This window comes from Ochrobactrum sp. WV_118_8 (assembly GCF_039631535.1).
Lineage (GTDB): Bacteria > Pseudomonadota > Alphaproteobacteria > Rhizobiales > Rhizobiaceae > Brucella > Brucella anthropi.
Genome location: NZ_JBDIUZ010000001.1, coordinates 2,889,989 through 2,910,538, shown reverse-complemented (window position 1 = coordinate 2,910,538; position 20,550 = coordinate 2,889,989). Strand labels below are relative to the sequence as shown.

Here is a 20,550-nt window from a genome sequence, read left to right as displayed (position 1 = left end):
TTGCATGATGTTCAACTCAGCTTGGCTTTGACGAACACGTCATAGCGCGTGCTTTTGCCGAGTATCTGGTGGGAAGGTTTGCGCAATCCGACCATTGGGTCGGCACGCAGGGGCCATTTCAGCACCACGCGGTTCTGCGCGGCTTCCAGCGCCACTTGCATCAGTCTTTCGGCATCCGGATCTGTGCCGACGATCTCGCGGATTTGCCGCATTTCCTTTTTGACGAGCGCACTGTTACCGCGCGGAGGGTGCATCGGGTCAACCAGCACGACCTGCGGCTTCAGATCCGGTAGGAGCAAGCTGGAATCACCCAGCAGAAGTGTCATGCGCGCGACAGTCTCGGCATAGCGACCGCCTTCTGCAGCAGCGCGCGCCAGCCCTTCGGCGAGAAGAGCGTGCATCTTTTCGGAACGCTCGATCAAAGTTACCTTTGCACCCAGCGATGCCAGCAGAAATGCGTCGCGTCCGAGCCCCGCTGTCGCATCCACGATTTCCGGCGTGGCATCGCGCGTCAGACCGGCGGCCTTGGCGAGAGCCTGTCCGCGTCCTTCGCCGGAGCGAAACCGGTGGCCGACAGCGCCTCCGACGAAATCAACGACCAGTTCCGATGTATCGATTTTCTGCGACATGGATGCTCTCAGAAGGGGCAGGGCGCGGTAAAGGTCACGGAGCGACCATCGGGATGCTGGAAAGACAATTCTTCCGCGTGCAGCAGAAGGCGATCTGCAGCAGCCAGCGCTTCACCTTCCGCATAGAATTCGTCGCCAAGGATCACGTGGCCGAGCGCTTTCATATGTACACGCAGCTGGTGCGTGCGCCCTGTGAGGGGATGAAGCCGCAGACGCGTTGTGTTCTCGCCCCGATCCAGAACCCGCCAGCGGGTTTGTGCGGGTTTGCCATTTTCACGGTCGACACGATGACGCGGTTTGTTGTCGGGGTCTATGGCCAGAGGCAGGTCGATCAGCCCTTCGTCATCTTCAACAAGTCCCCAGACCACTGCAGCGTAGGATTTTTGCGTTGTCCGCGCCTCAAACTGCGAGGCGATGGCAGCATGTGCCTTGCGGTTGAGCGACATCAGCACAAGGCCCGACGTGTCCTTGTCGAGACGGTTGATCATCTGGGCTTGCGGAAACTGTTCCTGAACGCGTGTTGCGAGACTGTCCGACAATGCAGGGTGACGCCCCGGTACGGATAAGAGGCCGCTCGGCTTATCCAGCACGAGAAAGCCCGCATCGCGATGAAGGATCGAGAGGTAAGGTTCCAGCGGGGGATGATAGACGGGAGTAACGGCGGATAACACAGTCATGATACGCTTCTAGCATGGTTTACGTGTCGCGGAGAAGCGGGCCTTTGTTGACAGCACGTCCGGGTCGCTCTACCGTATATAAAGATGATCTAAAATACGTTTTTTCCTTTTTATTTTCATGGTGATACGATGATGACCCGCCGCCAAACCTTGTTGGGTGCTGCCGCTGCTGCCGTTGCTATGTCTACGCAGTCACAGAGAGGGCAGGCTGAAGGTCAATCGGCTCGTTCTGCCGGTTTTTGGTATCCGGAAGAAACAGAGCCGCATGAACGCACTTTCATGCAATGGCCGGTGAATCCGGCGGTCTATGACGATCCTGATTTTCTGGATGACATTCAGAAAACGATCGCGAAAATCGCCAACACCATTGCTGAATTCGAGCCGGTGGTGATGCTGGCGGCGGCACAGCACCACCGCGCAGTTCGCAAGCTGGTGTCGCGCAATGTGGAATTATGGGACATTCCGACCGATGATTTGTGGTGTCGCGATTCCGGTCCCTCCTTTGTCGTGAATGGCAAGGGTGGTCTCGCCGTCACGCAGTTCAACTTCAACGGTTGGGGCAACAAGCAGACCCATGGGGCAGACGGTCAGATCGCCGCGCGGATAGCCGAACGGCTGGGGTTGCAGGTTTTCGACACCGGGCTGGTGGGTGAAGCGGGCGGTGTTGAAACCGACGGCCATGGCACGCTGATCGCTCATGAAAGCACCTTCGTCAATGGCAATCGCAATCGGGGCAGCAAAGCTGAAATCGAGAAGATGCTGCTGGATACGATGGGCGCCCGCAAGATGATCTGGGCGCCCGGAATCATTGGTGCCGATATCACCGATTATCATATCGATGCGCTTGCCCGTTTTGTTAAGCCGGGACAGCTGGTAATCCAGATGGGAGATAAGATCGATCCCGACGATCCCTGGTCGGCTGCTGCCTTCGAAACGCACGACATTCTGGCCGCAGCCACTGATGCCGAGGGTAGCAAACTCGATATGGTTATTCTGCCGGAGCCTTATAATATCCGCTCGAGAAGCCACGATTTCGTGTCTTCCTATGTCAATTACTACGTTTGTAACGGCGCGGTGATAGCTGCCGAGTTCGGGGATCGTAAAGCCGATGAACGGGCTGCCGCTATTCTTGCCAAACTGTATCCCGGTCGGGAGATTGTTACATTGAATATCGATCCGGTGGGTGAGGTTGGCGGCGGTATCCATTGTGCCACCCATGAGCAACCCAAGGTCTGAACATGTGGAACTGGTTGCGGCGTAATACTGAACCGTTAGCCGCTCTGGGCGGGATTGCTACAGCCTTTGCCGCCCTCTCGGCGCTGGTTATTATTCCCTATCAGGTCGGTCAGGCCGATCTCATTCAGCGCGACCAGACAGCGCGCGAAATATATCGCGAGTTTCTGAATCTGACGGTCCAAAAGCCCGAGCTGGCCCAGGCCGACTATTGTGCGCTGAGAGGCACGACGCAGCTCACGGCCTATGGGGCATATGTCGAATATCTGCTTTATACATCTGAACAGATGATCGAAACCTCGCCTGACTGGCGTGCGCCGATGGCCGGATATTTGAATGATCACATGGAATATCTGTGCGATCCCGAGGGGCTGGGCGCACGTGATGGCGTGGCTGGTCTGCTGGCGCAGGCTGGACTGGTCTGCAAGCCCGAGAATACCTGTCAGGAAGACACGCAACCTTGAAGTGATATGGCGGAGAGGGTGGGATTCGAACCCACGGTGGAGTTACCCCCACGCCGCATTTCGAGTGCGGTACTTTCGACCACTCAGCCACCTCTCCGCATTGTGCACTACGGTAAAACGATCTATAAAAATCGCGCCGTTGAAAAGCATCTAAAGCGAATGCTAAGTGTGTAGCGGCTCATTAACGAGCCAGAGGCAATTAGACAAGACCTAATTTGCATTCCGTTGTGAAAATTCTTGACTTTTCTGCCGCTTCACACCTATAAGCACCAGACCTTAGGCGTGGGGTAGTCCGCGCCTATTGTTTTGATTGCAGATTTCGGACTTTTCCGGGCTGCGATCAGGGGCCAAAAGCCCGCTCATCAACCGACTGATAAAAAGACGGCCCATCACTTCGACGCCAATGTCGTGGAAATGAGAGCCGGACCGAACAACCGAAAGGACAACAAATGTTCGCAGTCATCAAGACCGGTGGCAAGCAGTATCGCGTTGCCGCAAACGACCTCATCAAGGTCGAAAAAGTTGCTGGCGAAGCCGGTGACATCGTAGAATTCGCAGAAGTTCTGATGGTCGGCTCGACCATTGGCGCCCCGACCGTCGCCGGTGCTATTGTCACCGCCGAAGTCGTCGAACAGGGCCGTGCCCGCAAGGTCATCGCGTTCAAGAAGCGTCGTCGTCAGAATTCGAAGCGCACCCGCGGTCATCGTCAGGAACTGACGACCATCCGTATCTCGGAGATCCTCACCGACGGCGCAAAGCCTTCCAAGAAGGCCGCCGAGAAGAAGGCTCCGAAGGCAGCGCCTAAGAAGGCAGCAGCCAAGGCCGAGTCGGCTGAGTAAGTAGAGAGATTAAAGGAGAACACCAATGGCACACAAAAAAGCTGGCGGTTCCTCGCGTAACGGTCGCGATTCAGAATCCAAACGCCTTGGCGTGAAGAAGTTTGGCGGCGAAGCTGTGCTCGCCGGCAACATCATCGTGCGCCAACGCGGCACGAAGTGGCATCCGGGCGCCAATGTTGGCCTCGGCAAGGACCACACGATTTTTGCAACCACGAACGGTTCTGTATCTTTCCGTACGAAAGCCAACGGCCGCACGTACGTATCGGTAGACCCGATCGCGGAAGCAGCAGAGTAAGCCGGGCACTCTCTAAAGCACCGGCGTCCCATCGGACCCGGTGCAAATGGCAGCCTAGCCAAAAGATCGAAGGGAAGATGGGGCCACCATCTTCCCTTTTTGCATCTGGAGGAACGAAAAATGGTTGTCGAAGTTCTGGAAGAAGATTGTTACGACGCAAGCAGTAGCGAAAGAAGAGACAGTTACACCGATCTGTCGCCCGGCCAGGCTGTCGGCTTGGCGACCAGTCTGGCAGATGATCTGAGCCCAGATCTGGCTTATGAACTAGACTGTCCTGTCCTCGTCACTGAAAGGCTGGTCCTGCGCCCGCCGCATGTCGAAGACGTGGATGCGATTTCCTATCTTGCCAATAACGCCCGCGTCTCCGGTATGCTTGCCCGCATGCCGCATCCATACACGCGTGAAAATGCGGTCGATTTTGTCGAGCGCGTGCGAAAAGGCGAGATGGGCAATTGCATCTACGCCATCACGCAAGCGGAAACCGGCATCTTTATGGGCTGCTGCGGCATTCATGCGCATAAACATGGCGAAGGGCTGGAAATCGGCTACTGGCTGGGTGAGCCCTATTGGGGGCACGGCTTTGCCACTGAAGCCGCTCACGCCCTGATCGATCTGGCTTTCCGTGCAACTGCCATCGAGCGGCTGCATGTCTCGTGCCGGGCCAGCAATGGCGGCTCCCGCCGGGTGATCCACAAGTGCGGGTTCCAGTTCAGCAGCATGGGCATGGCGGATTCGCTTGCCGCAGGCAATGTGCCGGTCGAGCGCTATGTCCTTGATCGTCGCACCTGGATCGGGCTGAGAAGCTGGCAGTCGTAAACAAAAGGTCCTGCGTGCCAAACCTTATAGGCCGCAGGACCAATAATAACGGGGAATGACATGATGGATACTCATGCAATCGCACGCGAGAAGATCGTGGTGCGTGCGCTCGAAAAGGGCGATCTGCATCGCTATCGAGCCATAAGATTAAGCGCTTTGCAGCGTGCGCCAATGGCCTTCGGTTCGAGTTTCGAAGAAGAGAATGCCTATTCGGACAGCGTGTTCGCACGTCGTCTGGAGCAGGTGGACGGTAATGTGGTTTTCGGTGCCTTCGACGGTGAAAACCTGCTGGGAACGGCTGGCCTTTTCCGCCACGACCGCAAGTCCGAGCGCCATCGCGGCACGCTCTGGGGTGTCTATGTGGCCCCCGAAGCGCGCGGGCTGGACTTGGGCAAGGCCCTAGTCAGCAAGGTCATCGACCATGCCGCAAAGCAGGTCGTCGTTCTGGATGCCAAGGTGGTGGCCACGAATGAAGCCGCCAAGCGCGTCTATTATGCGCTTGGTTTCAAGACTTTCGGTGTCGAACCCAAGTCACTTTACGTGCAGGGCCAATATCTGGATCAGGAATTGATCTATATCGATTTCACCGATCCGGTCTGGAAAGACAAACTCGGATGAAATCTGGCCTCCTCGACTGTTTGCAGGAGGCCGCTTTTGCTGTAATTGCAACACACCACATGCGGGCACAGGCCCGCATGTAACAATATTCAGGGCGTCTGCCGCCCAAAAGCCCGCCAGAGTGTGGGCATCCAAGAAGGTTACGTTCAGATGAAGTTTCTCGATCAGGCAAAGATCTACATCCGCTCCGGCAATGGCGGTGCGGGGGCGGTTTCGTTCCGCCGCGAGAAATTTCTCGAATTCGGCGGTCCCGATGGCGGTGATGGTGGACGCGGCGGCGATGTCTGGGTGGAGGCTGTAAACGGCCTCAACACGCTGATCGACTATCGCTATCAGCAGCATTTCCGGGCCAAGACCGGCATGCATGGCATGGGCCGCAATATGACCGGCGGCAAGGGCGACGACGTTATTCTCAAGGTGCCGGTCGGCACGCAGATTTTCGAGGAAGACGACGAAACGCTGATCTGCGATATCACCGAAATCGGCCAGCGCTACCGGCTGGCCAAGGGCGGCAATGGTGGCTTCGGCAATCTGCATTTCACGACCTCGACCAATCGCGCGCCGCGCCGCGCCAATCCCGGACAGGAAGGCATCGAGCGCACCATCTGGCTGCGCCTGAAACTGATCGCCGATGCTGGTCTGGTCGGTCTGCCCAATGCCGGAAAATCCACCTTCCTTGCAAGTGTGACAGCTGCCAAGCCGAAGATTGCCGATTATCCATTCACCACGCTGCATCCCAATCTGGGCGTCGCCCGCGTGGATGGCCGCGAATTCGTCATCGCCGATATTCCGGGCTTGATCGAAGGTGCGAGTGAAGGCGTCGGTCTTGGCGACCGTTTCCTCGGCCATGTCGAGCGCACGCGCGTTCTGCTGCATCTGGTTTCGGCGCAGGAAGAAGATGTCGCCAAGGCCTATCAGGTCATTCGTGGTGAGCTTGAGGCCTATGAACACGGGCTTGCCGACAAGCCGGAAATCGTTGCGCTGTCGCAGATTGATACGCTCGATCCTGAAGCGCGCAAGGCCAAGGTCAAGGCGCTGAAAAAGGCATGTGGGCGCGACCCGCTGCTGCTTTCAGCCGTCAGCCATGAAGGTCTGAACGATGCTCTGCGCCAGCTCGCAAGCGTCATCGACCAGAGCCGCGCCGCAGAGGCCGGTACGGCGGAAGCCGAAGAATAAGCGTCGGATTTTATTTGGGCGCGCATCTTGTCCGAAAACCGTTTCACACTTTTCGGGATGCGCTTTGGATGCGGCGAGGGGAATGAAGGCATGCTGAAGCAACTGAAAAACTATCGCCGCATCGTTGTTAAAATCGGGTCCGCCCTTCTGGTGGATCGAGCAGCCGGTCTCAAGCGGGATTGGCTGGAAAGCCTCGGGCAGGACATTGCCGCTCTGCATCATGCAGGCGTCGAGGTGCTGGTGGTTTCTTCCGGTGCTATTGCACTTGGACGCACCGTTCTGGGGCTGCCGAAGAAGGCGCTGAAACTTGAGGAAAGTCAGGCCGCAGCCGCCGCAGGCCAGATCGCGCTCGCCAAGGCCTATGCCGATGTGCTTGGCGGTCATTCCATCCGTTCAGGCCAGATTCTCGTCACGCTGTCCGACACCGAGGAGCGCCGCCGCTATCTCAACGCGCGCGCGACCATCGAGACGCTGTTGAAGCTGAAGGCCGTGCCGGTCATCAACGAGAACGATACGGTGGCAACCACCGAAATTCGTTATGGTGACAATGATCGTCTGGCCGCACGTGTGGCGACCATGATGGGCGCGGACCTGCTTGTCCTGCTGTCGGATATTGACGGGCTTTATACGGCCCCGCCCCACAAGAACCCGGACGCCGAGTTTCTGCCGCTGGTCGAAACCATCACCCCGCAGATCGAGGCCATGGCGGGAGCGGCGGCGTCGGAACTGTCGCGCGGCGGCATGAAGACGAAGCTCGACGCGGGCAAGATCGCCAATGCGGCAGGGACCGCGATGATCATCACATCGGGCACGCGTTTCGGCCCGCTTTCGGCAATCGATCGCGGTGAACGCGCGACACTGTTTGAACCGGCGCGTGCGCCGGTCAATGCCTGGAAAACCTGGATTTCCGGCAATCTTGAACCGGCTGGCCGTTTGACGGTGGATGCCGGTGCAGCCAGGGCACTGAAATCCGGCAAGTCGCTTTTGCCCGCAGGCGTCAGGGAAATCGACGGCCAGTTCGAGCGCGGCGATACGGTTGCGGTGATCAACGAGGACGGACGCGAAATCGCGCGCGGACTGATCGCTTATGATGCCGAGGATGCGCGCAAGATCGCAGGCCATAAAAGCGATGAGATCAGTGAAATTCTTGGCTATGATGCTCGCGCGGCGATGATCCACCGCAACGATCTGGTTGTGCGTGCTGCCAGCAATGCAGAAGTCGCATAGGGGAGATGGGATGCTGACCAAGGCAGAAACGGTAAACGATATTGCTGCAGTCATGGCGGAAGTGGGCCGCAAGGCGCGCGCTGCCGCAGCCCCTCTTTCCATCGCCACCACTGAACAGAAGAACAGGGCGCTGATTGCTGCCGCCGATGCGATGCTTGAAGCGCGTGGCGATATTCTTGGAGCCAACAAGCTTGATCTGGCCAATGCGGAAAAGAGCGGCATGGCAGCCTCTTTCGTTGACCGGCTGACGCTCGATGACAGCCGGATCAGTGCGATTGCCGACGGTATCCGTGCTATCGCAGCCCTGCCTGATCCGGTGGGCGAAGTGATTGCCGAATGGGACCGTCCGAACGGGCTCCATATCGAGCGCGTGCGCACGCCGCTCGGTGTGATCGGCGTCATTTATGAAAGCCGCCCCAATGTAACCGCCGATGCCGGTGCGCTGTGCCTGAAGGCAGGCAATGCCGTCATTCTGCGCGGCGGCTCGGATTCGGCGCATTCATCGGCTGCCATTCATAAGGCGCTGGTCAAAGGGCTCGAAGCAGCCAACCTGCCAGCCGATGCGATCCAGATCGTGCCAGTGACCGACCGTGCCGCTGTTGGTGAAATGCTGAAAGGTCTGGACGGTGCGATTGATGTGATCGTGCCGCGTGGTGGAAAAAGCCTTGTTGCGCGCGTTCAGTCGGAAGCGCGGGTGCCGGTCTTCGCGCATCTGGAAGGCATTTGCCATCTTTATATCGACAAGTCCGCCGATCTCGACATGGCCCGCAAGATTGCGGTCGATGCCAAGATGCGGCGCACCGGCATTTGCGGCGCGGCGGAAACGCTTCTGGTCGATCGTGCCGCAGCTGCGATGCATCTGGTGCCGATCCTTGAAGACTTGGCTGCCAAGGGTTGTGAAATTCGCGGGAGTGCGGACGTGCTGGCGCTCTATCCGGCAGCAAAGCCTGCAACCGAAGAGGACTGGTCGACCGAATATCTCGACGCGATCATTTCCGTTGCGCTGGTTGACGGTATTTCGGGCGCGATTGAGCACATCAACCGCTATTCCTCGCACCATACGGAAGCCGTCGTGGCTGAGGATGCGGCAGCGGTTGCGCGCTTCTTCAACGAGATCGACTCGGCCATTCTCCTGCACAATGCCTCGACGCAATTTGCCGATGGCGGCGAGTTCGGCATGGGCGCGGAAATCGGCATTGCCACCGGCAAGATGCATGCGCGTGGACCGGTCGGTGTGGAGCAGCTGACCTCGTTCAAATATCGCGTTCGCGGTGACGGTCAGATTCGTGGTTAGGTTCGAATGAAATTCGGCTTCGGGCTTTCCGCATTGAGGGAACAATATCCTGGTGTCGATGCGCATTATCTGCGCATGCCTTATGTCGAGAAGGGCATGGCGGTCGGGCTGTTTGGCGGCTCGTTCAACCCGCCGCATGGCGGGCACGCGCTGGTGGCGGAAATCGCAATCCGGCGGCTCAAGCTCGACCAGCTCTGGTGGATGGTGACGCCCGGCAATCCGCTGAAAGACAGTCGCGAACTGGCGCCGCTTGCCGACCGATTGAAACTGAGCGAGGAAATCGCATCCGATCCGCGCATCAAGGTGACGGCGCTCGAGGCAGCCTTCAACGTGCGTTATACGGCGGATACGCTGGCGCTTATCCGCGATGCCAATCCCGGCGTCCATTTCGTCTGGGTGATGGGGGCGGACAATCTTGCCTCCTTCCATCGCTGGCAGCGCTGGCGCGAGATCGCGCAGAATTTTCCGATTGCGGTTATCGACCGGCCGGGTTCGACGCTGGCCTATCTGTCGTCACGCATGGCGCAGACATTCTCCGACAGTCGCGTCGATGAACAATATGCGCCGATGCTGGCGCGTCGCACACCTCCGGCCTGGACCTTCATCCATGGACCGCGTTCGTCGCTCTCATCCAGCGCGATCCGCAAATCCCGTACATGATCTTGATGCTTTCATGACGATTTCGACAAGATATATGCAAAACGGGCGAATAAACTGAAAAAGTGAACGGTTTGGAAAAGCCGATAGTCTTGAAACAAAACAGGGACTCTGCCTATTTTAGGGAGTGTGGTGCTTATAACTGCCACACGGCGTTGTTCTGCTGAGAAAGGGAATACACTGAGAACAGCAATTGAGAAGAAGGCTCATCACGCGCCTTCAACGGTCAGGATGGACGAGTCCAATCTCGTGTCCCAGACCTTCGACGCGGCCTTGGCCAGTCTCGAAAACTCCAAGGCAGAATCCATCATCCCCATCGACATTCGCGGAAGATCAACGATCGGCGATTACATGATCGTCGCGTCGGGCCGTTCGCATCGTCATGTGACGGCGGTTGCCGACCATCTCCTGCAGGCTCTGCGTGAAGCAGGCTGCAAGGATATACGGGTCGAAGGTCTCGAGAGTGGCGACTGGGTTCTCATCGACACCGGCGACATCATCGTCCATGTCTTCCGACCGGAAGTCCGTGACTTCTACAATCTCGAGAAGATCTGGCTCGACGAGGGTTTCGACGCGTTCGACACCGAACGTGCGCCGGGATTGGTGCATTAGAGCATTTTCGAGCCAAAACTGCGAAGCGGTTTTGCGTTGGATAATGCGCGAAAAAAGAAGATTAAAGCGTGAAACGCTTTAGTTCGATGAATTGAGAGCGTCATGCGTGTGAGTGTTTTTGCCGTGGGCCGGATGAAAGCCGGCCCCGAACGGGAGCTGGTCGAGCGTTATTTCGACCGATTTTCGAAAGCTGGACCGCCATTGGGGCTTGAGTTCGCCGGTGTGAGCGAAATTCCCGAAAGCCGGGGCCAGACGGCAGAGTTGCGCAAGGCCGAAGAAGCCCAGCGCATTCATGAAGCTCTCGATAATGGAGCTGCCTTGATCCTTCTCGACGAGCGCGGCAAGGCGCTCGGATCTGAAGCTTTTGCGGATCGCATCGGGCGGATGCGGGACGACGGCAAGCGCCAGCTCATCGTCGCCATTGGCGGGCCGGACGGCCACGATCCGGCATTGCGAACACGCGCCGACCTCGTTCTGGCGCTGGGCGAATTGACGTGGCCGCACCAGATCGCCCGCATCCTGATTGCCGAGCAGCTTTATCGCGCCGCTACCATTCTGGCAGGCCACCCTTATCACAGGTCCTGATATGGGGGCTGGTTGTAGACTGCGCCCCTCAGTGTGAAACTCTTACCGCTTTCGGGAATGAGAACGGTAAGGCCATCTGCTGCTTGCCGGGTGATCTCCAGACCGGCCTTAGCAAGAGTTTCAACGATGAAGGCGCGGTCGGAACGCTTTGCCGCTACGATATGCTCGCAAATATAGGTATGGACATAGCCGCGCCCTTCGCGCCAATCCTCCGTCATCGTTTTCAGTGCTTTTGCATTCATGACGACCGGTTTATCGTGCGAAGGCCGGTTTAACCAGCGATCCGCTATCGGCGGTATTTATGGTTGATGGTTCGTTAACGGGTTCAGTCTAGTTTCGGCTCTGAATTTGGCCTTGTTTCGTCCTGATAGAACACGCATGAGTCCTGAACGCCTTTTCAAAAGACCACGATTGCTTGCTTTCACGCAGGCTGGCCTCGTTTTGGCTGGCGTGTTCGCCTGCGCGCCGTCGGTTCTTGCGCAGGAAGCCTTGCAGCAGCAGCGTGATCAGGCGGCGAGCGAATATGAAAAGCTCAGCAGCGAACTCACCGTCACCGGCGACAAGCTGAAACAGCTTGAAGACGAGGTGGCCGGGCTCAAGAAGGACCAGACCACCATTACCGCAGCACTGATCCAGTCGGCCAAGACCGACAAGAAGCTGCAGCAGGATATTGCCGATATTGCCGACAAGCTTACCGCGCTGCACGAGCAGGAAGATGGCATTCGCTCGTCGCTGCGCGCACGGCGCGGCGTTCTGGCGGAGGTGCTGGCCGCATTGCAGCGCATGGGGCTGAATCCGCCGCCTGCCATTCTGGTGCGGCCCGACGATGCTCTGGCTTCAGTGCGCAGCGCCGTGCTTCTTGGCGCTGTCGTGCCTGAAATGCGTGAGCAGGTGGAAGAACTGACGGGCGACCTGAAGGATATGCAGCGGGTCACTGCCTCCATCCGGCAAGAGCAGGAAAAGCTGAAGGCGACGCGCACGGTTCAGGCCGAAGAGCAGAAACGGCAATCACTTCTTCTTGAGGAGAAGAAGAAATTGCAGTCGCAATCGGAACAGGAAATCGATGCGCAGCGCCAGCGTTCGGAAGAATTGGCGGCCAAGGCAGGCAGCCTGAAAGACCTTATCGACGGGCTCGATAAGCAGATGGCGGGCGTGCGCGATGCAGCCGAATCCGCTCGCAAGGCCGAGGCGGATCGCCTTGCCGCAGCAAGGGAAAAAGCCGGAGAAGCAACGCCGAACGACAATCATCTGCGAGCCCAGATTGATTTTGCTTCGCTACAAGGCAAGCTCGCTTTGCCTGCAGCTGGCAAGACGATGCGCCGCTTCGGCGAGAAGGACGGTGTCGGCGGCAGCATGATGGGGCAGGTCGTTGAAACCTTGCCTTCTGCCACGATTACGTCACCTTCCGATGGCGTGATACTTTACGCAGGCACATTCCGTTCTTACGGGCAGCTCTTGATACTCGACGCGGGCAATGGATATCATGTCGTCATGGCTGGCATGGGTCGAATCGACGTATCGCAAGGCCAGTTTGTACTTGCGGGAGAGCCGGTCGGCGCGATGGGAGAAAAACTTCTGGCAAGTGTTGCACCGATAGAGGTGGGCAATGGTGCGCCATTGCTTTACATTGAATTTCGAAAGGATGGAAAACCCGTCGATCCCGCCCCTTGGTGGACCGAACGGCTTTCTGGAAGGACGTGAAAATGATACGTAAACTATCGCTGCTGTTCGCCGGGGCCCTTCTGGGGGCGTCAGCCATGGTGATGGTCCAGGGCGCGCCGGCTTCCACTGCTTTTGCGGCAGGGAAAGATAGCGATGTCTACAAGGAACTGGCCCTTTTTGGTGATATTTTCGAACGGGTGCGCGCGCAATATGTGACGCCGCCGGACGACAAGAAGCTGACCGAAAGCGCGATCAACGGCATGTTGACCTCGCTCGATCCCCATTCCTCCTATCTCAACCCGGAAGCCGCGCAGGACATGCGCGTGCAGACCAAGGGTGAGTTTGGCGGTCTTGGCATCGAAGTGACGATGGACAACGATCTCGTGAAGGTCATCGCGCCGATTGACGATACGCCCGCTTCCAAGGCCGGTGTGCTGGCAGGCGATCTCATCACCAAGATTGACGGGCAGGAAGTTCGCGGTCTTTCGTTGACCGATGCGGTCGACAAGATGCGCGGTGAAATCGGTTCGTCTATCGAGCTGACGATCCAGCGCCAGGGCGTCGACAAGCCGATCACGCTGAAGATCGCACGCGCTGTCATCAAGGTGAAAGCCGTTCGCTATCGCGTCGAGAACGATATCGGCTATCTGCGCGTCATCTCGTTCACCGAACAGACATCCGAAGACCTCAAGAAGGCGATCAAGGATATTCAGGACAAGATTCCGGCCGAAAAGCTCAAGGGCTTTGTGCTGGATCTTCGCCTCAATCCGGGTGGTCTGCTCGATCAGGCTGTGGCTGTTTCCGACGCCTTCCTCGACAAGGGTGAAGTCGTCTCGACCCGTGGTCGCGATCCGCAGGATGTGACCCGCTTCGATGCACGCAAGGGCGACCTGACTGACGGCAAGCCGGTCATCGTTCTCATCAACGGCGGTTCGGCCAGCGCGTCGGAAATCGTTGCCGGTGCATTGCAGGATCATCGCCGCGCCACGGTGCTCGGCACGCAGTCCTTTGGCAAGGGTTCGGTGCAGACGATCATTCCGCTTGGTGAAAACGGCTCGCTGCGTCTGACGACGGCGCTTTATTATACGCCGTCGGGCAAGTCGATTCAGGGCAAGGGCATCACGCCTGACATCAAGGTTGACCAGCCTTTGCCGCCGGAACTGAAGGGTGAGGACGTCGTTCGCGGCGAATCCGAACTCAAGGGCCACATCAAGGGCAATGCCGAGGATGACAATGGCTCCGGTTCGTCGGCTTATGTCCCGGCTGATCCGAAGGACGACATCCAGCTCAACGAAGCCTTCAAGCTCCTGCGTGGTGAGGTGGCCAATGCCGCATTCCCGCCGGATCCGAAGAAGGGTGTGTTGAACTGATCGCTCCATGCTGGATCTGAACAGCCCGTTAGGACTGGATAAGAAACCGCAAAAGCGCGGGGGCTCACGCTCCCGCGCTTTTCGTTCGTTCGTGACAGGCCTTGTCATTTTAGGCGGGCTTTGCCTTGCCGGGGGCGCGGTGTTCGCCATCTGGCAGAGCAATCAGGCAGCTTTTCGCAAAACCGAAACTGCCGCCGTGGACCCGACGCAAGTCGAAGTGCCAGTCGCAAACAAGACTGAAGCGAAGCCCGTAACCGGCAATACACCGCCGCCCGGCAGTGCGCTGCGCGGGGCAAGTGGTCAGCCGGGGCCTGCCATCATCAAGGTCACGCCGGACATGCCGCCCGGTATGCCAGGTGCCGCCACCGGTATGGCGGAGGGTAATGTGGTCGTGGTGCAGAACACGCATCAATCCGGACAGGATAAGCGTGTCGCCCATCTGCCGGAACAGGCGCTGGTCGAGCAAAGCCCCACCGGCCCGCTGCCGGTACGCGCGGCGGACGGTCTACGCCCCATGGATGCCTATGCGGCCGGATGGTCCGGCGCGCGCGGCGCGCGGATTGCGCTTGTCATAGGCGGACTTGGGCTGTCACAGACCGGCAGCATGGAGGCAGTCGACAAGCTTCCACCGGAAGTCACGCTCGGATTTGCGCCACAGGGCAACAGTTTGCAGCGCTGGATGCAGGCGGCCCGGCAAAACGGTCACGAACTTGTGCTGCAATTGCCGATGGAGCCTTTCGACTATCCGCGCGTCAATCCCGGTCGCAATACGCTGACGGTGGATGATGGTGCCAGCAAGAACCAGGCTTCCTTGCTGTGGGCGCTGTCGCGGATGACCAATTATGCCGGTGTGATGAATTATATGGGCGCGCGTTTTACATCCGAGACCGAAGCCTTTTCGCCGGTGCTGAGCGAGATCGGAAAGCGCGGCCTGTATTATCTCGATGACGGCACCTCGGCGCGCAGTCAGGCTGACCGGATTGCAGGAAGCGATGCGGTGCCTTTCGCGGCGGCGGATATTCTGATCGATGCGGCGCAGGAGCGCGGCGCGATCCTTGATCGTCTCGATGAACTGGAGCGGACTGCGCGTGCCAATGGCAGCGCCATCGGCACCGGCTCGGCCTTTGCGGTGACCGTCGATGCAGTTGCCGAATGGGCCAATGAGGTCAAGAAGCGCGGCATTGAAATCGTGCCGGTCTCGGCGCTGGTCCGCGACCCCGAACGGCAGTAATTTGCATATCATGGAGAATGTCATGTCGAAGCACAAAGGTCCCGTCGATCCCGAAAGCTTGCCTTACCGTCCCTGTGTTGGGCTGATGGTGCTGAACAAGGCCGGTCTGGTCTGGGCTGGCCGTCGTATCGTCATTCCGGGCGATGAGATGGATGGCGCGACCCAGCTCTGGCAGATGCCGCAGGGCGGGATCGACAAGGGCGAGGAGCCGCTCGAGGCGGCTATCCGCGAACTTTATGAGGAAACCGGCATGAAGTCGGTATCGCTGCTTGAGGAAGCGTCAGACTGGATCAATTACGACCTGCCGCCGCATTTGGTCGGCCAGGCACTCAAGGGCAAGTATCGCGGCCAGACGCAGAAGTGGTTTGCCTATCGTTTCGAAGGCGACGAGAGTGAAATCGCCATCAACCCGCCGCCCGGCGGACACACTGCCGAGTTCGACCGCTGGGAATGGAAGCCGATGGTCGAGCTGCCGGAACTGATCGTTCCCTTCAAGCGCAAGGTTTACGAGGAAGTCGTCGCGGCTTTCAGGCATCTGGTAGCCTGATTTAACAGGGGGAGGAGCCTCCGCCCCCTTGTGCCGCCGCCCAACATATAGTCAACTCGCTTCAGGCGCACCGAACGGTTGCGTTTTGAGAGGGAGAAAAACGCATGGATGTTGGAAGTCTTCTCGTATTCCTTTTCGTAGGTCTGATCGCTGGCTGGCTGGCTGGCAAGGTCGTGCAGGGTGGTGGTTTCGGCCTGATCGGCAATATCATCGTCGGCGTGATCGGCGCATTCTTTGCAGGCTGGTTGCTGCCGCGTCTCGGATTTTCCGTTGGCGGAGGGATTGTCGCCTCAATCATCAACGCCTTTATCGGCGCGGCCATCCTCCTGATTATCCTGCGCATCGTCAAACGCGCCTGACTTGTAAATATTCTTCTGAACAGGCCCGGCTTCCCGCAAGCCGGGTTTCTTCATTCCGAAGTTCAATCCCATGACACCGAATTCCAAACTTTCGCTCGGTCTGGTTCTGACCGCATCGGCTGGTTTCGTCGATGCGATTGCCTTCCTGCAGCTGGGCGGTTTCTTTGCATCCTTCATGAGCGGCAATACCACGCAGCTGGGTGTCGCGCTGGCGGGACAGCCCGGCGTGCAGGGCACTGTGCTGGTCTGGTTTCCCGCGATCCTGATCGTGCTGTTCTTTTCCGGCGCCTTCTTCGGCACGCTTGCGGTGCGTTCATACGGTCGTGCGGGCAGTCTTTATGTGATGGCAAGCGTGGTGGCGATCCTGCTGCTGGTCGGCGTGCTGCGGCGCGAGGGTGCATTGCTGGTCCAGCCGGTGCTGCTGCTTGCCGCAGCCATGGGCGCGCAGAATGCTGCGGTGCAGCCCATCGGAGCTGCGCGTCTTGGCGTGACCTATGTGACCGGTACGCTTTTCAACGCTGCCGCAGATCTTGCTTGTTCGCTGCGCGGTGAAACGCCAAAATGGCGCTGGCTGCAGCATGTGGCGGTCTGGCTGTCCCTGATGCTGGGCGCTGTCGGCGGCGGTCTTGGCCACTATTTCATCGGCCTCGACGCCTTGTTCGTTCCGGCTGCGATGATTGTCGGCGTCATGGTCGCCTATATGCGGCTCAATTGATTTAGCATGATCTGATCCGAAAACCGGCTTCCACTTTTCGGGATCATGCTTAACTGAACAGCGATTTTTCGCTTTCCACCAGTTCGGAAATGAGTGCCGATATGGCGGTGACGCGCCGCAATGTGCGGGCAGATTCATGATAGGCGAGCCAGTAGGCGCGCCGGATCACCCGATCCGGCAGAACGGGCACGAGATCGGGATCGGCGCGGGCGATGAAGGCGTGCAATATGCCAATGCCTGCACCGGCGCGCACGGCCTCGACCTGTCCAAGCGCGCTCGATACTTCGAAGGCCGGTTTCCAGTCACGGCTGATTTCCGGCGCATAGGCCAGCGACGGGTTGATGACGAGATCCTCCACATAGCCGATGAGCCGGTGCCGGGCGAGATCGTCGGTGTTTTCCGGCGTGCCGTTCGCCTCCAGATAGCTGCGATGCGCATAGAGACCGAGCGTATAATCGACGAGCCTGCGCGCGATCAGCCTGCCTTGTTCCGGACGTTCGACGGTAATGGCGATATCGGCTTCACGGCGCGACAGTGAGAACGAGCGCGGCACCGGCACCAACTGGATGGTCAGGTCCGGATATTTCTGTGTCAGCCGCGCCAACCGGGGCGCCAGAAAGTTGACCCCGAACCCGTCCGGCGCACCGATGCGCACCGTGCCCGACACGGCAATATCCGCATTGCCGACATGCGAGCGGGCGGAAAGCATTTCAGCTTCCATGCGTTCGGCGGCGAGCAGAAACTCCTCGCCCGCCTGTGTCAGCGTCGAACCGTTGGTGCGGCGGGTCAGGAGCGTGGTGGACAGCGCCGTTTCAAGCGCGGTCAGCCGCCGGGCAACCGTGGTGTGGTTGAGGCCGAGCCTTTTGGCCGCGCCCAGAATTTGGCCCGAGCGAGCAACAGCGAGGAATATGCGAATATCGTCCCAGTTCATGATGCTCTCTGCATAAGGATGTATTCTGATTACTATAAAATTTGCACAACGGATACGCTTTTCATCGCCTTGCAATCATGAATTTGCAGAGTCAAGATGATGTCAACGATGGGAGCTTTGCAGGCTCCTCAAAGCGATCATCAGGGAGGTTCTTCGATGCGCAATATCGGACATTTCATCGGCGGCAAGCATGTGGCAGGCAAGAGCGGCCGCACGGCAGACGTCTTCCAGCCGCTCGACGGCTCGGTGCAGGGCAAGGTAGCGCTCGCCACCAAGGAAGAAGTGCGCGCGGCTGTCGAAAACGCCAAGGCTGCACAGCCAGCCTGGGCTGCGACCAACCCGCAGCGTCGCGTTCGCATCCTGCGCAAGTTCGTCGAACTGGTCGAAGCCGAATATGACAGCCTGGCCGAATTGCTGGCCCGCGAACATGGCAAGACCATTGCTGACGCCAAGGGCGACATCCAGCGCGGCCTCGAAGTGGTGGAAGTCTGCCTCGGTGCGGCGCACATGCTGAAAGGCGAGTTCACCGACAATGCCGGTACGGGCATCGATACTTACTCCATGCGCCAGCCGCTCGGTGTTGTTGCTGGCATCACGCCCTTCAATTTCCCGGCCATGATCCCGCTCTGGAAGGCCGGTCCGGCGATTGCTTGCGGAAATGCCTTCATCCTGAAACCATCCGAACGTGATCCGGGCGTACCGATGCGCCTTGCCGAACTGTTCATGGAAGCCGGTCTTCCGGCAGGCATTTTCAACGTCGTCAACGGCGACAAGGAATCGGTCGATGCGCTGCTCGACGATCCGGACGTCCAGGCCATCGGCTTTGTCGGCTCCACGCCGATTGCCCAGTACATCTATGGCCGCGGCTGCTCGAACGGCAAGCGCGTGCAGTGCTTCGGCGGTGCGAAGAACCATCTCCTCATCATGCCGGATGCCGACATGGACCAGACCGTCGATGCGCTGATCGGCGCTGGCTACGGTTCGGCTGGCGAACGCTGCATGGCGATCTCGGTTGCCGTTCCGGTCGGTGAAGACACCGCCAACCGTCTGATGGAAAAGCTCATTCCCCGTGTTGAATCGCTGAAGATCGGCACCTCCACCGACAATTCCGCCGATTACGGCCCGCTGGTCACCAAGGCTGCGCTCGACCGCGTGCGCGGTTATGTGGACCTTGGTGTTGAAGAAGGCGCGAAGCTGGTCGTCGATGGCCGTAACTTCAAGATGCAGGGCTATGAAGATGGCTTCTACATGGGTGGCTGCCTGTTCGACAACGTGACCAAGGACATGCGTATCTACAAGGAAGAAATCTTCGGTCCGGTTCTCTCGGTCGTGCGCGCCAAGAACTACGAGGAAGCACTGGCTCTGCCGAACGATCATGAATATGGCAACGGCGTTGCTATCTTCACCCGTGACGGTGATGCTGCTCGCGACTTCGCCAGCCGCGTGCAGGTCGGCATGGTCGGTATCAATGTGCCGATCCCGGTTCCGATCGCCTATTACACCTTCGGTGGCTGGAAGGCTTCCGGCTTCGGCGATCTCAACCAGCATGGCCCGGATGCATTCCGCTTCTACACCAAGACCAAGACCGTCACCTCGCGCTGGCCGTCTGGTGTTAAGGATGGAGCTGAGTTCGTCATCCCGACCATGAAGTAACGCCAGACGCTTTCTTGCTTGCGCGTCCTCGCTTTGCTGCGGGCGCGCGGCATGGCGTCAAGGATGGTGCGGAATTAGTCATCCCGACGATGAAGTAAGCATTGCGCTTGTCATCTCGTCCTTCGAGACGGCGCTTCGCGCCTCCTCAGGATGAGGTGACAGGCAACCTTACTGTCCCCCAAGCGAAACCCCGCCCTTGTGGCGGGGTTTTTGTTTGCGTTTTGAGCGGAGGGAGGCTCTGTACCATCGGTCGTTTGGCGCGAAAGATGGTGCAAATATCCGTCAATCTGACGATGAGCAGGCGCGACGTCTGGCACCTCATCCTGAGGAGGCGCGAAGCGCCGTCTCGAAGGACGAGGTGATGGCAATTCGCTATTGCCCAACCTTATCCTGAGCTTGTCGAAAGGGCAGTTTTTCAGGGATGCGGCAGCGGAAAGCCGTGCCGCTCCGCAAGGACGGCCAGTATCTTGTGCGGGTCGCCGATCAGCGAACGCCCTTCGTGCCTCCCGGTCTCGAACGGGGACCGGTCGCCATCCTTCAGTACCAGCAAGGGCAGGTTTTGGTTGTCTTCGCCTGCCAGCTCTATGACGGCCCTGCGCGGGCGCTGCCAGTCCACGCGCTCTATATGCAGCCTGTCTCCCAGTGCCGGAAAAGAAGCCAGAACACCCTCGATGAGGGCGCAATGCCAGCAATAGAAAAGCTGGCCGGGATAAGCCGGATCTTCAAACCCCGGTTTCAAGAGAAAAAGTCTGTCCTGATTCATGTCGTTTGTCCCAAGGCGCAAGGCCGCTGCAAAGAGGGTGATGCACAGCGCAAATTCGCTAGCTTTGGAACAGCTTTCCAAGCCAAGCGTTCACAACGGATGTATAGCTTGATTTTGATTGCAAAAGCTCAACTTTTCCGATCATCGCCCTAAACTAATAATATGTAGCTCGAAGCCCGATCATTACTGTCAGGAGT

24 protein-coding genes and 1 tRNA gene are annotated in these 20,550 nt (G+C 58.6%); 19 read left to right on the top strand and 6 right to left on the bottom strand.

Translation table 11 applies throughout. The features are described 5' to 3' along the window. Positions 1–11: 11 nt before the first annotated feature. Positions 12–629 carry a class I SAM-dependent methyltransferase gene (locus ABDF71_RS14110; protein WP_479884313.1) on the bottom strand — a complete coding sequence of 206 codons (618 nt, stop codon included), beginning with the start codon at positions 627–629 and terminating at the stop codon, positions 12–14. Between the two features lie 8 nt (positions 630–637). Then, entirely contained in the window at positions 638–1,306 is a 669-nt protein-coding gene (locus tag ABDF71_RS14105; protein ID WP_278526675.1) for a pseudouridine synthase, read from the bottom strand. A 129-nt stretch (positions 1,307–1,435) separates the two neighbouring features. Between ABDF71_RS14105 and ABDF71_RS14100 the strand changes: the two genes are divergently transcribed. Together ABDF71_RS14100 and ABDF71_RS14095 are read left to right on the top strand one after the other, a co-directional pair. Then, on the top strand, positions 1,436–2,542 hold the full coding sequence (locus ABDF71_RS14100) for an agmatine deiminase family protein (protein ID WP_500061644.1): 1,107 nt from the start codon (positions 1,436–1,438) through the stop codon (positions 2,540–2,542). A 2-nt stretch (positions 2,543–2,544) separates the two neighbouring features. Next, on the top strand, positions 2,545–3,003 hold the full coding sequence (locus tag ABDF71_RS14095) for a hypothetical protein (RefSeq protein WP_010661522.1): 459 nt from the start codon (positions 2,545–2,547) through the stop codon (positions 3,001–3,003). Between the two features lie 7 nt (positions 3,004–3,010). Here ABDF71_RS14095 and ABDF71_RS14090 read toward each other — a convergent pair. Further along, positions 3,011–3,100 (bottom strand) — tRNA-Ser (locus tag ABDF71_RS14090). A gap of 352 nt (positions 3,101–3,452) precedes the next feature. Between ABDF71_RS14090 and rplU the strand changes: the two genes are divergently transcribed. The 10 genes from rplU (at position 3,453) to rlmH (ending at position 11,122) form a co-directional block, all read left to right on the top strand. After that, on the top strand, positions 3,453–3,842 hold the full coding sequence (gene rplU / locus ABDF71_RS14085; RefSeq protein WP_010661521.1) for a 50S ribosomal protein L21: 390 nt from the start codon (positions 3,453–3,455) through the stop codon (positions 3,840–3,842). 25 nt (positions 3,843–3,867) lie between these two features. After that, on the top strand, positions 3,868–4,137 hold the full coding sequence (rpmA, locus tag ABDF71_RS14080; protein ID WP_010661520.1) for a 50S ribosomal protein L27: 270 nt from the start codon (positions 3,868–3,870) through the stop codon (positions 4,135–4,137). Positions 4,138–4,257: 120 nt separating this feature from the next. Continuing rightward, positions 4,258–4,953 carry a GNAT family N-acetyltransferase gene (locus ABDF71_RS14075; protein WP_010661519.1) on the top strand — a complete coding sequence of 232 codons (696 nt, stop codon included), beginning with the start codon at positions 4,258–4,260 and terminating at the stop codon, positions 4,951–4,953. Positions 4,954–5,013: 60 nt separating this feature from the next. Then, positions 5,014–5,571 (top strand): GNAT family N-acetyltransferase, encoded by a 558-nt coding sequence (locus ABDF71_RS14070; RefSeq protein WP_012091221.1) that lies wholly within the window; start codon positions 5,014–5,016, stop codon positions 5,569–5,571. A 150-nt stretch (positions 5,572–5,721) separates the two neighbouring features. Further along, complete coding sequence (obgE, locus tag ABDF71_RS14065; protein WP_012091222.1) at positions 5,722–6,747, top strand: GTPase ObgE; 1,026 nt, start codon at positions 5,722–5,724, stop codon at positions 6,745–6,747. A gap of 90 nt (positions 6,748–6,837) precedes the next feature. Next, complete coding sequence (gene proB / locus ABDF71_RS14060; RefSeq protein WP_010661516.1) at positions 6,838–7,974, top strand: glutamate 5-kinase; 1,137 nt, start codon at positions 6,838–6,840, stop codon at positions 7,972–7,974. A gap of 10 nt (positions 7,975–7,984) precedes the next feature. Continuing rightward, positions 7,985–9,268 carry a glutamate-5-semialdehyde dehydrogenase gene (locus ABDF71_RS14055; protein ID WP_500061643.1) on the top strand — a complete coding sequence of 428 codons (1,284 nt, stop codon included), beginning with the start codon at positions 7,985–7,987 and terminating at the stop codon, positions 9,266–9,268. 6 nt (positions 9,269–9,274) lie between these two features. After that, positions 9,275–9,928: a nicotinate-nucleotide adenylyltransferase gene (locus ABDF71_RS14050; RefSeq protein WP_010661514.1), complete on the top strand. Its 654-nt coding sequence runs from the start codon at positions 9,275–9,277 to the stop codon at positions 9,926–9,928. A 228-nt stretch (positions 9,929–10,156) separates the two neighbouring features. After that, positions 10,157–10,537: a ribosome silencing factor gene (gene rsfS / locus ABDF71_RS14045; RefSeq protein WP_010661513.1), complete on the top strand. Its 381-nt coding sequence runs from the start codon at positions 10,157–10,159 to the stop codon at positions 10,535–10,537. Positions 10,538–10,639: 102 nt separating this feature from the next. Further along, a complete protein-coding gene (gene rlmH, locus ABDF71_RS14040) occupies positions 10,640–11,122 on the top strand; it encodes a 23S rRNA (pseudouridine(1915)-N(3))-methyltransferase RlmH (protein ID WP_012091227.1) in 483 nt (160 codons plus the stop codon). On the opposite strand, the gene ABDF71_RS14035 is transcribed toward rlmH, so the two are convergent. Next, positions 11,110–11,364, bottom strand: coding sequence for a hypothetical protein (locus ABDF71_RS14035; RefSeq protein WP_010661511.1), 255 nt, complete (start codon positions 11,362–11,364; stop codon positions 11,110–11,112). The genes rlmH and ABDF71_RS14035 overlap by 13 nt on opposite strands. Positions 11,365–11,500: 136 nt before the next feature. On the opposite strand from ABDF71_RS14035, the gene ABDF71_RS14030 reads away from it, so the two are divergent. The 6 genes from ABDF71_RS14030 to ABDF71_RS14005 all read left to right on the top strand — a co-directional run bounded on the left by ABDF71_RS14030 (position 11,501) and on the right by ABDF71_RS14005 (position 17,006). Continuing rightward, positions 11,501–12,823 (top strand): murein hydrolase activator EnvC family protein, encoded by a 1,323-nt coding sequence (locus tag ABDF71_RS14030; protein WP_500061642.1) that lies wholly within the window; start codon positions 11,501–11,503, stop codon positions 12,821–12,823. A 2-nt stretch (positions 12,824–12,825) separates the two neighbouring features. Next, positions 12,826–14,154 carry a S41 family peptidase gene (locus ABDF71_RS14025; protein WP_010661509.1) on the top strand — a complete coding sequence of 443 codons (1,329 nt, stop codon included), beginning with the start codon at positions 12,826–12,828 and terminating at the stop codon, positions 14,152–14,154. Between the two features lie 7 nt (positions 14,155–14,161). Further along, the gene (locus tag ABDF71_RS14020) at positions 14,162–15,385 is read left to right on the top strand and encodes a divergent polysaccharide deacetylase family protein (RefSeq protein ID WP_500061641.1); all 1,224 of its coding nucleotides are present in this window, start codon (positions 14,162–14,164) and stop codon (positions 15,383–15,385) included. 22 nt (positions 15,386–15,407) lie between these two features. Beyond that, positions 15,408–15,932: an RNA pyrophosphohydrolase gene (locus ABDF71_RS14015; protein WP_010661507.1), complete on the top strand. Its 525-nt coding sequence runs from the start codon at positions 15,408–15,410 to the stop codon at positions 15,930–15,932. 104 nt (positions 15,933–16,036) lie between these two features. After that, complete coding sequence (locus tag ABDF71_RS14010; RefSeq protein WP_010661506.1) at positions 16,037–16,291, top strand: GlsB/YeaQ/YmgE family stress response membrane protein; 255 nt, start codon at positions 16,037–16,039, stop codon at positions 16,289–16,291. A 70-nt stretch (positions 16,292–16,361) separates the two neighbouring features. Beyond that, positions 16,362–17,006: a YoaK family protein gene (locus ABDF71_RS14005; RefSeq protein WP_010661505.1), complete on the top strand. Its 645-nt coding sequence runs from the start codon at positions 16,362–16,364 to the stop codon at positions 17,004–17,006. Between the two features lie 49 nt (positions 17,007–17,055). Here the strand turns inward: ABDF71_RS14005 and ABDF71_RS14000 are convergent, their stop codons facing one another. Then, positions 17,056–17,937, bottom strand: coding sequence for a LysR family transcriptional regulator (locus ABDF71_RS14000; protein WP_500061640.1), 882 nt, complete (start codon positions 17,935–17,937; stop codon positions 17,056–17,058). A 156-nt stretch (positions 17,938–18,093) separates the two neighbouring features. Between ABDF71_RS14000 and ABDF71_RS13995 the strand changes: the two genes are divergently transcribed. Continuing rightward, the gene (locus ABDF71_RS13995) at positions 18,094–19,590 is read left to right on the top strand and encodes a CoA-acylating methylmalonate-semialdehyde dehydrogenase (protein ID WP_010661503.1); all 1,497 of its coding nucleotides are present in this window, start codon (positions 18,094–18,096) and stop codon (positions 19,588–19,590) included. 415 nt (positions 19,591–20,005) lie between these two features. Here the strand turns inward: ABDF71_RS13995 and ABDF71_RS13990 are convergent, their stop codons facing one another. Continuing rightward, the gene (locus ABDF71_RS13990; protein ID WP_278526686.1) at positions 20,006–20,353 is read right to left on the bottom strand and encodes a DUF3088 domain-containing protein; all 348 of its coding nucleotides are present in this window, start codon (positions 20,351–20,353) and stop codon (positions 20,006–20,008) included. Between the last annotated feature and the right edge of the window lie 197 nt (positions 20,354–20,550).